Source organism: Caballeronia sp. LZ024, assembly GCF_031451455.1.
In the GTDB taxonomy this organism is placed as follows: domain Bacteria; phylum Pseudomonadota; class Gammaproteobacteria; order Burkholderiales; family Burkholderiaceae; genus Caballeronia; species Caballeronia telluris.
In genome coordinates this window covers 204,974-218,389 of record NZ_JARUXL010000001.1, presented here as the reverse complement: position 1 = coordinate 218,389, position 13,416 = coordinate 204,974, and the positions used below count along the sequence as shown (strand labels likewise).

Genomic DNA, 13,416 nt, shown 5'->3' with positions numbered 1-13,416 from the left:
CGAAACGCGTCGGCGGCGGATCGGACGCATGTGCCGCGAAGCGTGGGTTTCCCCGACTGTTTCCCTGAGTGTTTCCCTGACAGCGACCCTGATTCGACATATTAGCACCTGCTAAAATCCGGTTTCGACATCCGGGGCAATCGGAATCGTCGCAACGTGTGGAGCGCGCGAAGCCGTCGCATCCACGTCCGCCTGCCCGGGGTTGGGTCGCGCTCTTTGCCGGCGCGCGGGCTGAAACATAGCGCGCCCGCGCCGGCCACATCACACTGGACCCGGTCCACTGGATCACACTCAGCATGCTGCCCGCACACAAATACACCCTCGAAACGCTTCTCGCCGACGCGGTCAAGCAAGTCGCGCTCGCCAGAGAAGGCGCATCCGAAGCCGCGTTCGTCGAACCGGCCATCGTCCTCGAACGGCCGAAAGTGGCCGCGCATGGCGACGTCGCCAGCAACGTCGCGATGCAGCTCGCCAAGCCGCTGCGCGCCAATCCGCGCCAGCTCGCGCAGCAGATCGTCGATGCCGTGCTCGCCAGTCCGGCCGCGCAAGGCCTTGTCGAGAGTGCCGAAGTCGCCGGTCCTGGCTTCATCAACCTGCGTCTCGCTGCTGCCGCGAAGCAAGCCGTGGTCCCGGCGGTGCTCGCCGAGGGCGCGGCCTATGGACGCTCGGCGCGCGAGGAAGGCAAGCGCGTCCTCGTCGAGTTCGTGTCGGCGAATCCAACCGGGCCGCTGCACGTGGGCCACGGCCGTCAGGCGACGCTCGGCGACGCGCTCTCGAATCTGCTCGAAACGCAGGGCTACGCGGTCCATCGCGAGTTCTACTACAACGACGCCGGCGTGCAGATCAACAACCTCGCGATCTCGACGCAGGCGCGCGCGCGCGGCCTGAAACCCGGCGACGCGCTCTGGCCGGAAGCGGCGTACAACGGCGAATACATCGCCGACATCGCGCGTGACTATCTGGCGGGCGCGACCGTCGCGGCGAAGGACGGCGATCCGGTGAAGGGCAAAGGCGACATCGACGATCTGGACGCGATCCGCGTGTTCGCGGTCGCCTACCTGCGCCACGAACAGGACATGGACCTGACCGCGTTCGGCGTGAAGTTCGATCAGTTCTATCTTGAGTCGTCGCTGTACAAGGAAGGCCGAGTCGAGGCGACCGTGAACGCACTGATCGCCGCCGGCAAGACCTACGAGCAGGACGGCGCGCTCTGGCTGCGCACCACCGACGACGGCGACGACAAGGACCGCGTGATGCGCAAGTCCGACGGCACCTACACGTACTTCGTGCCGGACGTCGCGTATCACCGCGCGAAGTGGGAGCGCGGCTTCACGAAGGTCATCAACGTGCAGGGCTCGGACCATCACGGCACGATCGCGCGGGTGCGCGCGGGCTTGCAGGGCCTCGCCATCGGCATTCCGAAGGGCTATCCCGACTACGTGCTGCACAAGATGGTCACCGTGATGCGCGACGGCCAGGAAGTGAAGATCTCGAAGCGCGCGGGCAGCTACGTGACCGTGCGCGACCTGATCGAATGGTCGGGCGGCATGGCGCCGGGCAGCGAGACCGCGCCCGACCAGCTCGACGAGGAAACGATCCGCCGCGGCCGCGACGCGGTCCGCTTCTTCCTGATCTCGCGCAAGGCGGACACAGAGTTCGTGTTCGACATCGACCTCGCGCTGAAGCAGAACGACGAAAATCCGGTGTATTACGTGCAGTACGCGCACGCACGCATCAGCACGATCCTCTCCGACTGGCAGTCGCGCTACAACGGCGAGCTCGCGCAGGCGGCGCACGCGCACCTCGCGCCGCTCGACAGCGAACGCGCGATGGCCTTGCTCAACAAGCTCGCCGAATATCCGGACATGCTCGCGCATGCGGCGGAAGAACTCGCGCCGCACGCGGTCGCGTTCTATCTGCGCGATCTCGCTGGCGAATTCCACTCGTTCTACAATGCGGAGCGCGTTCTCGTCGACGAAGAGGCGCCGCGCAATGCGCGCATCGCGTTGCTCGCGGCGACGCGCCAGGTGCTCGCGAACGGCCTGGCTGCGATCGGCGTGTCCGCTCCCGCCAAGATGTAAATGCATTAAACGACACCCCGGTGCATCGGCTTCATCGCCCGTCGCGCAATTCGGAATTTTCGGCGCGCTCGGGCGGCGATGTCGTGCGCGGGTCCGCTTCGGGCCGCCGTTATAATCGTCGGCCAATCAGAAGACTTTTTGCAGGTGATTCATACGATGGCAAAACCACGCCGCACGTCGAAGCAGTCGAAGCAGTCGAAGCAAACCGGGGGCACCTTTCTGGGCATCGTGCTGGGCTTGATTGTCGGTCTGGCGATCGCGGTCATCGTCGCGCTCTACATCACGCGCGCGCCCACGCCGTTCGTCGCGAAGGTCGCGCCGCCGGCCGAATCGGGCTCCGCGCCAGCCGCCGGCCAGCCCTACGACCCGAACCGCCCGCTGCAAGGCAAGACGCCCGGACAACCCGTTCCGCAAGCCGCGCAGCCCGCGCCGCCGAACACGGCGCCGGGCCAGACCAACAACCAGACGCAGTCGTCGGGCATGCTGGAAGAACCGCAGATCGTCGAAGTGCCGCCGTCCGGCAGTGGCACGGCCGTCGCGCCGAAGCCGAACGCGCCGTCCGCGCAAAGCTCGGGCGCCGTCGCCACCAAGAAGCCGGCAAGCGCGCCTGCCGCCACCAGCACGGCGAGCGCGTCGGGTGCCAAGAGCACCTCCGGCGCCTCGACGGCGAAGGCCGCCCCGCCCGCGCCCGGCGACGCGAACACCGGCTACTTCCTGCAAGTCGGCGCATACAAGACGCAAGCCGACGCCGAGCAGCAGCGCGCGCGGCTCGGCTTCCAGGGCTTCGAATCGAAGGTCACGGAACGCGATGCGGGCGGCGTCACGTACTATCGCGTGCGCATCGGTCCGTTCACGAAGTTCGAGGACATGAACAACGTGCGTCAGCGTCTGTCCGATGCCGGCGTCGATACCGCGGTGATCCGTTTCTCGAAGCAGTGAGCGTCACGCGCCGCGCCTTTGATCGCTTCAAAGGCGCGGACTCGAATCCCCGCTTGAGCGTGGCTTAAGTGTGGCTTAAGCGTCCTGTGTCCCACTTACGCCTCGTTCGATCCCTTTACGCCTCTCACGCACCTTCTCCCGTCATCATGAAAAAACTGTTCAGCGCGCTTCTCGTCTCCCTCGGTATCGCAGTCGGCGCGATGGGCGCCATGAACACGGCGCATGCATCGCCCGCCGCGCCGGTCGCGGACACGGACTACACCGTGCTGCCGGCCGCCCAGCCCGTCGATGCCGCCGGCAAGGTCGAAGTCATCGAGTTCTTCTGGTACGGCTGCCCGCATTGCAACGAGTTCGAGCCGTATCTCGAAGCGTGGGAGAAAAAGCAGGGCCCGGACGTCGTGTTCAAGCGCGTGCCGGTCGCCTTCCGCGACGAGTTCATTCCGCACTCGAAGATGTATCACGCGCTCGTCGCGCTCGGCGTCGCGGAAAAGGTCACGCCCGCGATCTTCAACGAAGTCCATGTGAAGAAGAACTATCTGCTGACGCCGCAGGCTCAGGCCGATTTCCTCGCAACGCAAGGCGTCGACAAGAAGAAGTACATGGACGCGTACAACTCGTTCTCGACGCAAAGCGCGATCCAGCGCGACTCGAAACTGCTGCAGGACTACAAGATCGACGGCGTGCCGACGCTCATCGTGCAGGGCAAGTACGTCACCGGGCCGGCGCAGACCAACAGCCTACCCGGCACGACGCAGGTGCTCGATTACCTGATCGGCCAGGTTCGCGCGAAGAAGATGTGACGCACCGCGCGCCGGTATGAACGCAGTCCGACTGAAAGTCTTCATCACCGGCGCATCGAGCGGCATCGGCATCGCGCTCGCCGAGGAATATGTCCGGCGCGGCGCCGCGCTCGGCCTCGTCGCCCGCCGCGCCGAATCGCTCGCGGCGTTCGCCGCCCGCTTTCCCGATTCCCCCATCTCCGTCTATCCCGCCGACGTCCGCGACGCCGACGCGCTTCGTGATGCCGCCGCGCGCTTCGTCGCGGAACACGGACCGGCCGATATCGTGATCGCGAACGCCGGCATCAGCCGCGGTGCACTGACGGGCCACGGCGACCTGCAGACGTTCCGCGACGTGATGGACGTCAACTATTACGGCATGGTCGCGACCTTCGAGCCGTTCGTCGCCGCGATGACCGCCGCGCGGCGCGGCACGCTGGTCGGCATCGCGAGCGTCGCGGGCGTGCGCGGCCTGCCGGGTTCGGGCGCCTACAGCGCGTCGAAGTCGGCGGCGGCGAAGTATCTGGAAGCGCTGCGCGTGGAGATGCGGCCGCAGGGCGTCGCCGTCGTCACGATTGCGCCTGGCTACGTGCGCTCGGAGATGACCGCGCGCAATCCCTATTCGATGCCCTTCCTGATGGACGCGGACGCGTTCGCCGCGAAGACCGCCGACGCCATCGCGCGCCGTGTCCGCTACGCGACATTTCCGTGGCAGATGCGCGTCGCGGGCGCGCTGCTGCATGTGCTGCCGCGCTGGGTCTACGACCTCGTCTTCGAGCGCGCGCCGCGCAAGCCGCGCGGCGGCCATGACTGACTGACCGGCAGCGCACGAATGAAAAAAGGCCCCGCGAGATGCTCGCGGGGCCTTTTTTATTTCGACTCGCGCCGACGCGCGTGTCAGAACGCCACGTAAGGCGAACTGCCCGGCTGGTCGAAGCCGACGTACACGTGGCGGCCGTAGAAGAACGGCAGTCCGAAGTCGAAGAAGTTCGAGTCGCCGAAATTGCCGGCCAGCGTGCTGAACGCGAACTTCGAGCCGCCCGATGTCAGCGTTCGCTGGTTGATCACCTTGAAGTCCACGGTTGCCGTCGTGCCGTCGATGCCGCGAATCGCGTTCGAGAGCGACTGCGCCGACGACGGACAGTAGAACGTCGTCGACGAGCACGCCGTGATCGAACTGTCGGCGAAGAAGTTGCCGTTCGATCCGGTATCGAAGAAGGTCGTCACCGAATTGCTCTTGTAGGTGCCGCTCAGGTTGCCGAAGCCGTCTGTACCGAACCTGGTCACGCCGGTCAGCGTGTTGTTGCTCTGCGTGCCGATGCCGAACACGAGCGTTCCGCTCGCGGACGCGGCGCCGTTGTCGTCGATCGGCGGCAACTGCACGATCACGCCGTTGTTGTCGGCAGCGAAGCGCGTAACCGGGTTGACGACCTGTTGCGCAAGCGGCGTGGCCGTCGCCGTGCAGTTGGTGCCGCCCGGGCACGAGTAGTACGTGCTTTGCGCCGCGTCCAGACACCTCACGCCACAGTCGTAGGTCGCGTTGCCGACGCCGAGAATGCCGTTCGCGCCGATGTCGTCGGTGGTGCGCTCGTCGTTGCCGCTCACGCAACTGCTCAACGGCACAGTCGACGGATCGAGGTCGCCGATCACCTGCACCGGAATGTTCGATGCCGTCTCGCCGCCGATCTTCACGTCGGCCGAGCGCACGGTGCCCCACGTGTAGCCGTCCGCGAACTGCGTGCATTGGGCGAGCTGGCCGCCTGCCTGCGCAGTGGCGACCGGCAGGCTGCCGAGCACCTGCGACGCCGCGCCGCTCACGATGCGCAATCCATACGAGCCGGTATCGAGCTGAATGTTGTCGATGGTCTGGCACTGGCTCGTGCCGGGCGCGCAAACCGTCACCGACACGTTCGGGATGTTCACGAAGTTCGCCGCACCCTTGTTGACGGTGATCGGGACGGCGTTGCTGCCGTTTGCCGCGATCGGCTGGCTGGTGCCCGATCCGGACGAGCCGCCACCGGAGCTGCCGCCGCCGGAACTGCTGCTCGAATTGTCGTCGCCTCCGCCGCAGGCGGCGAGCGCGGTCGCGAGCATCGCGACGGACAGCCAGCGCACCGCGCGCTGAAAGAATCGGGAAGGTGAATCGTTGCTGATGGGCGTCGGACGCATGTGAGTTTCTCCCGTCCGTTACTGAATGTCGCTGCCGCTGACGCCGGCGGGCAGCTTCTCGGGCAGATACGCCTGTCCGGCGAACGAGCCCATGTGGCCGCCCGAACGAACGACGAGCCCCGAATCCTGCACGCTGACGGGCCCGCGGCTTCCGCGCGCGGCGCGTTGCGCCTTCAGGCCTTGCAGATACTGCGGGAAATAGCTGCCGAGCAGGCCCGGAAGGTCGGGAATGCGCTCGCCACGCCACGCGACGCCGAACACGGCGCCATCGGTCGATACGTACTCATTTACGACGGTGCCGTTGGCGAGCGTGGTCGAGCGGACGGAATACGAGGCGCCCGACGTCGCGGACGCGGACGTCCCGCTTGCCGACGATGCGCCCGGCACGACCGCCGTCTTGGCGATCGCGCGGTCCGCGGTGGCGCCGTTCGGCGTGGTCATCGGCGCGCCGCCCAGTACGGCGTGGGCCGGGGCCGCGGCAAATGCGGCGATCAAGCTGGCGAGCAAAGGCAACACGGCACGCGAAATCGTGCGCCGCGCCGGGGCCAGCATGGCGTCGCCTTTGTCGAATTGAATCGGTGACTTCACTGCTCCTCCTGCGTTCGACGTCCGACCGTTCGAAGCCGTCGAGCGGCTCAAACAGTCGTTGCAAAGGTCGGCCCGCAGCGCCGCGACGGATCGCGGAGGGGGCCAGGCAAGCGCAGTATGCCAGTCGAAAGCAGGGAGCCGGAAGTTCGGGAGCGCACGCGCGCGGGGCGGTTCTTCTCAAAAATACGACGAGAAGACCAAATTAGCCGCCCGACGCGCGATGCGAGGCGCCATTCATGCGCGCCGCACCGGATATATCGGAGGATTCCTGCGGCCTGCTCAAAAACCCAGGCTGGCGAGCAGATCGTCCACTTGCGACTGATCCTGCACCACATCGGTGCGCCCTTCCGGATTGATCTGCGGACCGTTGAGCAGCGAGTCAGGATTGATGCCTGCGGACACCAGCGCCGCTGCCGACGCCGCGAATTGCTCGCGCCGCTCGGGCGCGATGTTTTCGAGCAGTACGCCGAGCAACTGCTGCTCGATCAGATAGACGACGTCGGTGATTTTCTTGATCACCTGGCCGGTCAGATCCTGGAAATCCTGCGCGAGCATGATTTCGAGCAATTGCGCGTTGGTCGCCTGCGTGTTTTCCGGCACGCGCTGGAGGAACCCGCGCGTGTCGGCGATCAGTTCGCCCGCGTCCGTCTTCGCGAGCGGCGCGGCGTACCACTCGCCCCAGCGCGCGTCGAGCGCCTGAGCGTCGCGCTGCATGGCTTCCTGCATCGGCTTCGCGAGTTCGATCGCGTTGAGCGCGCGGTCGGCGGCCTGCTCGGTCATCGTCGCGACGTACTTCAGGCGGTCGCGCGCGTCAGGCACCATTTCGGCGGCGGCTTCGACTTGCTTGTCGAGGCCGAGCTCGCGCATCGAATCGCGCAGCGTGCGCGTCAACTGGCCGATGCGCGCGAGGATGCGGTCGCTCGAAGCGTCGACATCGCTTTCCGCGACCTCGGCGAGTTCGCTTTGATTAGTGAGATCGTTCACGATCAGCTCCCCGCTTTCGCCAGCTTCTCGAGAATCTTGCTGAGTTTCTCGTCGAGCGTGGCGGCCGTGAACGGCTTCACCACGTAACCATTCGCACCGGCCTGCGCCGCCGCGATGATGTTCTCTTTCTTCGATTCCGCCGTCACCATCAGCACCGGCAGGTGCGACAGGGTGGCGTCGGCGCGGATCTGCTGGAGCATCGAGAGACCGTCGAGGTTCGGCATGTTCCAGTCGGAAATCACGAAATCGAAGCCGCCGCCGCGCAGGCGCGCGAGGCCGGCCGCGCCGTCTTCCGCTTCATCGACGTTCGAATAGCCCAGCTCCTTCAGCAGGTTTCGCACGATACGGCGCATCGTCGGGAAATCGTCCACGACGAGGATCTTCATGTTCTTGTCCATCTTCAGTCACTCCTGTGTTCTTTCTATGCGGCTCGTCACCGCGCGTTGATTCAATGTTCAGTCCGAATCCGTGCCGCGAACGTTCAGACGCGCTGCACGCGTTCGCCCATCGATGCGAGCCGCGCCATCACGCGCCGGCTCATTTCCTGCAAAGGTGCAATCTCGCACACGCCGCCCGTCGCGATCGCCTCGCGCGGCATGCCGAAGACCACGCAGCTCGCTTCGTCCTGCGCGAACGTGTAGGCGCCCGCCTGCTGCATGTCGAAGAGACCCAGAGCGCCGTCGCGGCCCATGCCGGTCAGGATCACGCCGAGCGCGTTCTTGCCGGCGTGCTGCGCGGCCGAGCGAAACAACACATCGACCGACGGCCGATGCCGGTTCACCGGCGGCGCATCCGAGAGATGCGCGACATAGTTCGCCCCGCTTCGCGCGAGCACGAGGTGCGCGTGACCCGGCGCGATGTACGCGTGACCCGGCAAGACGCGTTCGCCGTGCTCCGCTTCCTTCACCGCGATCCGGCACAGCCCGTTCAGGCGCTGCGCGAACGATTTCGTGAAGCCCGGCGGCATGTGCTGCGCGATCAGCACGGCGGGCGCGTCGGGCGGCAGCGGCACGAGCACTTCGCGGATCGCTTCGGTGCCGCCCGTCGAGGCGCCGACGATGATCAGCTTTTCCGTACTGACGAGCGGGTTGTTGAACATCGGCGCCGGCTTCGCGCTCACGGCCGGCGCGCCGCCGCTTGCCGCCTGCGCGACGTGGTGCGTCTGCCGCACGCGGGCGCGCGAGGCCGCGCGGATCTTGTCGGCGAGCTTTTCAGCGTAGTCGAGCATGCCGTCGCGGATACCGACCTTCGGCTTCGTCACGAAATCGACCGCGCCGAGTTCCAGCGCGCGCAGCGTGATTTCGTTGCCGCGCTCTGTCAGCGACGACACCATCACGACCGGCATCGGCCGCAGGCGCATCAGCTTCTCGAGGAAATCGAGGCCGTCCATGCGCGGCATTTCGACGTCGAGCGTCAGGACGTCGGGGTTGTGCTGCTTGATCAGCTCGCGCGCGACGAGCGGATCGGGCGCCGTCGCCACGACATGCATGTCGGGTTGCGAGTTGATGATTTCAGTCATCAGGCTGCGCACGAGCGCCGAATCGTCAACGCACAGCACCTTGATCTTTTGTCCTTGCTGGGTGGTCATGCTTCCTCCGCGGTCCGGGTGCCGCGCTCCGCGCGAGCGAGACCGTTCACGCCCGAAGCAGCCGTCGCTCCGAACAGTTCGATGCGCGGCTTCGCCGCGGTCTTGGCCGTCGCGCTTTCGGCGCGCGCCGTGGTCGTTACCGTGGCGGTGCCGAACAGTTCGACGCGCGGTTTCGCCGCAGTCGGACGCGCGGCCGTTGCAGAAAGCGCGGCGCTGCCGAACAGCTCCACACGCGGCTTCGAACCGCCCGCGCCCGCCTGATTGAACAGCTCGACGCGCGCCCGCGCCCGCGCGAGGCGGTCCGCGCGTTGTTCCGGCGTGGTGCGCACAAGCGCCTGCTCGCGTTCCACGACGCTCGTTTCCTGCTGCGTCTTCAGCTTCTTGACCATCACCTGGCCGGTGCGCGGCATGAACGCGACCTTGCGCGGATGCGCGCCCTGCAAGTCCTCGGCGACGATGCGAATCTTTTCCAGCGCCAGATAGCGCCGCACGAATTCGGAATTGCGGTCGCCGATATTGATGGTCGTCATGCCCGCGAGCACCGCGCCACCGCCGAACACCTTCGCCTCGAAGCGCTCGCGGCGTCCGCCGCGCTTGATCAGTTCGTTGATGAGCACTTCCATCGCGTAGGCGCCGTAGCGCATCGAATCCGACGAAGCATGCGACGCGTCCGAACCGTCGTCGGGCAGCATGAAGTGATTCATTCCGCCGATGCCCGCCGTGCGGTCGTTGATGCACGCCGCGACGCACGAGCCGAGCACGGTCACGAGGACCATGTCCTCGTTGGTCATGTAGAACTCGTTCGGCAGGAGCTTTACGCCGGGCTTCTGGAAGTGGTTGTCGAAATACAGGTTCGACGCGATCGGCAATCCGCTCATGCCGGTTCTCCGGCAAGCGCGCGCGCCTGTTTCGGGCTCGCGCCCTTCGCGTCGCGCGTGAGTTCGTACACCGTCTGGCCGCGCAGCCGGAACGCCTGCGTCACGTAGGTGAAGTTCTCCGAGTGGCCGGCGAACAAGAGCGCGCCCGGCTTCATCAGCGGCTCGAAGCGCGAGAGCACTTGCCCTTGCGTCGGCTTGTCGAAGTAGATCATCACGTTGCGGCAGAAGATCGCGTCGAACGGGCCTTTCAGGTTGTAGTGCGCGTCGGTCAGGTTCAGGCGATCGAACTTCACCAGCGCGCGCACTTCCGGGCGCACCTTGACGAGACCGGCATGCGCGCCCGTGCCCTTCAGGAAGAAGCGCTTGAGCCGTTCCGGGCTCAGTTGCTTCACCTGGTCGAGCGAGTAGACGCCCGCGTCGGCCTTGGCGAGCACCTGGCTGTCGATGTCGGTAGAGATCACCGTGCACTGGCGCGCCGCGTGTTCGCCGAGCGCTTCGATCAGCGTCATCGCGATCGAATACGGCTCCTCGCCCGTCGATGCCGCCGAGCACCACACCGAGAACGGCTGCTGGCGGCGCTTGGCGAAGTCCGCGAGAATCGGGAAGTGATGCGACTCGCGGAAGAACGCCGTCAGGTTGGTGGTCAGCGCGTTGACGAAGGCTTCCCATTCGGCGTTGTCGTCGCTCGCTTCGAGGCGGTCGAGATAGTGCCGGAACGTGTCGATGCCGCAGGCGCGCAGGCGCCGCGCGAGCCGGCTGTACGCCATGTCGCGCTTGTGGTCGGACAGCGAGATGCCGGCGCGGCGATGGATCAGCTCGCGAATGCGGGCGAAATCCGCCGACGTGAATTCGAAATCGCGCTCGACGTCGGAGGTCCGTGGACGTTCGTTCGTGTCGATGCGTGCTTGGCGCGTTGCCATCATGATGCCTCTTGCCTCACTGCCTTATGCTTGACTTAAAGCCGCATCGCGCCGCGATGCAGGTCTTCGGCGACTAGCTGGCGCGTCGCCCGCGCTTCGATGAGTCGCCCGCTGCGGGGCGAGATGCCGAAATCCTGCATGGTCGTATCGAACTGCCTTAAAAGTGCTGCGTCAGAAAGTTTCCCAGTCGCCGTCTGCGGTGGCCGTCGCTCGCGCGCTCGCGCGGGGCGCGGCCGCCGGTGCTGCGGACACCGTTGCCGGGGCGCTCGGCGCGCCTTGCCTGGCGGTGCCCGTGCCCGTACCTTTATTAACGGCGCGATTGCGCGCGACGTTAGGCTCCGGCGAGATTTTTGTGCTGTCGTTGCGCTTTTCGCCGTTGCGGCCTTCGACCTTGAGCGGCGCCGGCTCGACGCGCGATGCCGCGCCGGACAGGCGTGCCGCCGCAACCGAAGCGCTCGGCTTCGCGGTCATGCTCTCGATCTGCCAGTGCCCGACGATGTCCTTCAACTGACGCGTCTGGTCTTCGAGCGAGGCCGCCGCCGCGGCTGCCTGCTCGACGAGCGCGGCGTTCTGCTGCGTGACGCTGTCCATCTGCGTGACCGCGCGGTTGACCTGCTCGATGCCGTCCGACTGCTCTTCGGAGGCCGCGCTGATTTCGCCCATGATGTCGGTCACGCGGCGCACCGCCTGCACGATCTCGCCCATCGTTTCGCCCGCCTGCGCGACGAGTTCCGTGCCGCTCTCGACCTTGCCCGCCGAGTCGCCGATCAGCGCCTTGATCTCCTTCGCCGCCGCCGCGCTGCGCTGCGCGAGCGAGCGCACTTCGCCCGCGACGACCGCGAACCCGCGCCCTTCCTCGCCGGCGCGCGCCGCTTCCACGGCCGCGTTCAGTGCCAGAATGTTGGTCTGGAACGCGATGCCTTCGATTACGCCGATGATGTCGACGACCTTGCTCGAACTCGACGCGATCGCGTTCATCGTGTCGACGACCTGATCGACGACGTTGCCGCCGCGCGACGCGATATCCGATGCGTTCACCGCGAGCTGGCTCGCCTGGCGCGCGTTCTCGGCGTTCTGCTTCACCGTGCTGGTGAGTTCTTCCATGCTCGACGCGGTTTCCTGCAGCGATGCGGCCTGTTCTTCCGTGCGTTGCGAGAGATCCGTGTTGCCGCTCGCGATTTCGCGCGCGCCGGTGTCGATCGATTCCGCGCCGCGATGAACCGAGCCGACCATCTGCGTGAGATTCACGCGCATGCGTTCGATGCCCGCGAAGAGGCGGCCGATCTCGTTGCTCTTGTCGGTGTGCGCGGACTTCGTGAGATCGCCGCGCGAGATGCGTTCGAAGTGATCGACGGCATCGTTGATCGGCTGCACGATGAGGCCGCGCAGCGCCACGCGGGTGGCGAGAAGCGTGAGCACGGCCAGCACGAGCACGACGGCGATCGCCGCGCTGAGCATCTCGATGTGCGATGTCGCGTTCGAGCGCAGTTCTTCCGCGTGCTTCAGGTGCAACGTGACGGCGGCGGACGCGGCTGTATCGAATGCCACGAACATCGGGCTGATCTTCGTATCGGCGATGGCGTGATAGGCGGCCATGTCACCGGCGCGCATCGCGACGAACTCCGGTTCGACGCCGGTATGCAGGAGCGCGTCGTGTTGCGCGATCACGGCGTCGAGGGTTGCCTGCGGCAGCGTGGGCTTCGGCGTGTCGATGTAGCGCTTCCAGTTTTCGTTCGACTTGTCGAGCAGGAACTGGCCGCGGTCCAGTGCTTTTTTGGCTTCGTCTGCGCTGCCCGCTTCCGCGAGCGAGCGCACGCGATCGAGCGTCACGCGTGCGCGCAGCAGGTACGACGAGGCCTCGCCGAGCGCGCGGATCGACACCATGTCCTGTTGCGCCAGCGCGGACAGGGACGTGCTTGCCGAGGTCAGGCCCGTCAGTGCCAGCGTACCGACTACCGCCGCGAAGCTCACGAAGAGCAGACCCACCAGGGTCAGCGTCGTACGAATCGACCACTTCTTCAACATGATTCTGTTTCCTTCAATCTGTACGGTTCTTTTTTTGCTGCGTTTGTTTCTGGTCTTTTTTGACGCTGGTCGATGCGCTTGTGCTTCTCTGTTGTGGAACTTGCTTTCGCGTCGGTCTATTGGCTCTGCCCCTGTCCGGGGCGGGACTTACTTTCTTTGGCTAGCGCAAAGAAAGTAAGCAAAGAAAGCAGCTTTTTAAGCAGCAGTTTTAAAGCGGCAACGCCTTTGAAGCACTGAGTGGACATACCGCCTAAGTGTCGCCCTCGAACATCCACGCAGCTTGGCGCGCAGTACGACTGACACCCCTGAATGCCCCACGGAGCGGTATGCACTCCGTTCACTCCGTCCGCGCTTCGCTCGGACGAAAGGCAAAACAAGAACCAGCGGTGTGCATCCTTGACCACGATGCTCGACCGCGCGACCGATGCACCCTTCGTTAGCGAAGCGAAAACGGATGAATGATGG

Annotated in this window: 12 protein-coding genes; 4 read left to right on the top strand and 8 right to left on the bottom strand. The window is 65.8% G+C overall.

All coding sequences use genetic code 11. From position 1 onward, the window contains the following. The first annotated feature begins 296 nt into the window (after positions 1 to 296). The 4 genes from argS (at position 297) to QCE48_RS00990 (ending at position 4,613) form a co-directional block, all read left to right on the top strand. Complete coding sequence (gene argS / locus QCE48_RS01005; RefSeq protein WP_309786592.1) at positions 297 to 2,081, top strand: arginine--tRNA ligase; 1,785 nt, start codon at positions 297 to 299, stop codon at positions 2,079 to 2,081. Between the two features lie 156 nt (positions 2,082 to 2,237). After that, positions 2,238 to 3,020 (top strand): SPOR domain-containing protein, encoded by a 783-nt coding sequence (locus QCE48_RS01000; protein ID WP_309786593.1) that lies wholly within the window; start codon positions 2,238 to 2,240, stop codon positions 3,018 to 3,020. A gap of 146 nt (positions 3,021 to 3,166) precedes the next feature. Beyond that, a complete protein-coding gene (locus tag QCE48_RS00995) occupies positions 3,167 to 3,820 on the top strand; it encodes a thiol:disulfide interchange protein DsbA/DsbL (RefSeq protein ID WP_309786594.1) in 654 nt (217 codons plus the stop codon). 16 nt (positions 3,821 to 3,836) lie between these two features. Then, entirely contained in the window at positions 3,837 to 4,613 is a 777-nt protein-coding gene (locus QCE48_RS00990; protein WP_309786596.1) for an SDR family oxidoreductase, read from the top strand. 83 nt (positions 4,614 to 4,696) lie between these two features. Here the strand turns inward: QCE48_RS00990 and QCE48_RS00985 are convergent, their stop codons facing one another. The 8 genes from QCE48_RS00985 to QCE48_RS00950 all read right to left on the bottom strand — a co-directional run bounded on the left by QCE48_RS00985 (position 4,697) and on the right by QCE48_RS00950 (position 12,951). Continuing rightward, positions 4,697 to 5,968, bottom strand: coding sequence for a DUF3443 domain-containing protein (locus tag QCE48_RS00985; RefSeq protein WP_309786597.1), 1,272 nt, complete (start codon positions 5,966 to 5,968; stop codon positions 4,697 to 4,699). Between the two features lie 18 nt (positions 5,969 to 5,986). Then, on the bottom strand, positions 5,987 to 6,520 hold the full coding sequence (locus QCE48_RS00980; protein ID WP_309788307.1) for a DUF2844 domain-containing protein: 534 nt from the start codon (positions 6,518 to 6,520) through the stop codon (positions 5,987 to 5,989). A gap of 315 nt (positions 6,521 to 6,835) precedes the next feature. Continuing rightward, positions 6,836 to 7,540: a protein phosphatase CheZ gene (gene cheZ, locus QCE48_RS00975; RefSeq protein ID WP_309786600.1), complete on the bottom strand. Its 705-nt coding sequence runs from the start codon at positions 7,538 to 7,540 to the stop codon at positions 6,836 to 6,838. Between the two features lie 2 nt (positions 7,541 to 7,542). Beyond that, positions 7,543 to 7,938 carry a chemotaxis response regulator CheY gene (gene cheY / locus QCE48_RS00970; protein ID WP_116560992.1) on the bottom strand — a complete coding sequence of 132 codons (396 nt, stop codon included), beginning with the start codon at positions 7,936 to 7,938 and terminating at the stop codon, positions 7,543 to 7,545. A gap of 83 nt (positions 7,939 to 8,021) precedes the next feature. Then, positions 8,022 to 9,128, bottom strand: coding sequence for a chemotaxis response regulator protein-glutamate methylesterase (locus QCE48_RS00965; RefSeq protein WP_309786604.1), 1,107 nt, complete (start codon positions 9,126 to 9,128; stop codon positions 8,022 to 8,024). Then, positions 9,125 to 10,006: a chemoreceptor glutamine deamidase CheD gene (gene cheD, locus QCE48_RS00960; RefSeq protein WP_309786606.1), complete on the bottom strand. Its 882-nt coding sequence runs from the start codon at positions 10,004 to 10,006 to the stop codon at positions 9,125 to 9,127. The genes QCE48_RS00965 and cheD overlap by 4 nt, the downstream gene beginning before the upstream one ends. After that, complete coding sequence (locus tag QCE48_RS00955) at positions 10,003 to 10,929, bottom strand: CheR family methyltransferase (RefSeq protein ID WP_309786608.1); 927 nt, start codon at positions 10,927 to 10,929, stop codon at positions 10,003 to 10,005. Before QCE48_RS00955 ends, cheD begins: the two co-directional genes overlap by 4 nt. Before the next feature lie 168 nt (positions 10,930 to 11,097). Then, positions 11,098 to 12,951 carry a methyl-accepting chemotaxis protein gene (locus QCE48_RS00950; RefSeq protein ID WP_309786611.1) on the bottom strand — a complete coding sequence of 618 codons (1,854 nt, stop codon included), beginning with the start codon at positions 12,949 to 12,951 and terminating at the stop codon, positions 11,098 to 11,100. Between the last annotated feature and the right edge of the window lie 465 nt (positions 12,952 to 13,416).

What these genes read in the sequence shown, in the direction of transcription:
- argS (WP_309786592.1), top strand. Translation starts at nt 297, where the DNA reads ATGCTGCCCGCACACAAATACACCCTCGAAACGCTTCTCGCCGACGCG.
- QCE48_RS01000 (WP_309786593.1), top strand. Translation starts at nt 2,238, where the DNA reads ATGGCAAAACCACGCCGCACGTCGAAGCAGTCGAAGCAGTCGAAGCAA.
- QCE48_RS00995 (WP_309786594.1), top strand. Translation starts at nt 3,167, where the DNA reads ATGAAAAAACTGTTCAGCGCGCTTCTCGTCTCCCTCGGTATCGCAGTC.
- QCE48_RS00990 (WP_309786596.1), top strand. Translation starts at nt 3,837, where the DNA reads ATGAACGCAGTCCGACTGAAAGTCTTCATCACCGGCGCATCGAGCGGC.
- QCE48_RS00985 (WP_309786597.1), bottom strand. Translation starts at nt 5,968, where the DNA reads ATGCGTCCGACGCCCATCAGCAACGATTCACCTTCCCGATTCTTTCAG.
- QCE48_RS00980 (WP_309788307.1), bottom strand. Translation starts at nt 6,520, where the DNA reads ATGCTGGCCCCGGCGCGGCGCACGATTTCGCGTGCCGTGTTGCCTTTG.
- cheY (WP_116560992.1), bottom strand. Translation starts at nt 7,938, where the DNA reads ATGGACAAGAACATGAAGATCCTCGTCGTGGACGATTTCCCGACGATG.
- QCE48_RS00965 (WP_309786604.1), bottom strand. Translation starts at nt 9,128, where the DNA reads ATGACCACCCAGCAAGGACAAAAGATCAAGGTGCTGTGCGTTGACGAT.
- cheD (WP_309786606.1), bottom strand. Translation starts at nt 10,006, where the DNA reads ATGAGCGGATTGCCGATCGCGTCGAACCTGTATTTCGACAACCACTTC.
- QCE48_RS00955 (WP_309786608.1), bottom strand. Translation starts at nt 10,929, where the DNA reads ATGATGGCAACGCGCCAAGCACGCATCGACACGAACGAACGTCCACGG.
- QCE48_RS00950 (WP_309786611.1), bottom strand. Translation starts at nt 12,951, where the DNA reads ATGTTGAAGAAGTGGTCGATTCGTACGACGCTGACCCTGGTGGGTCTG.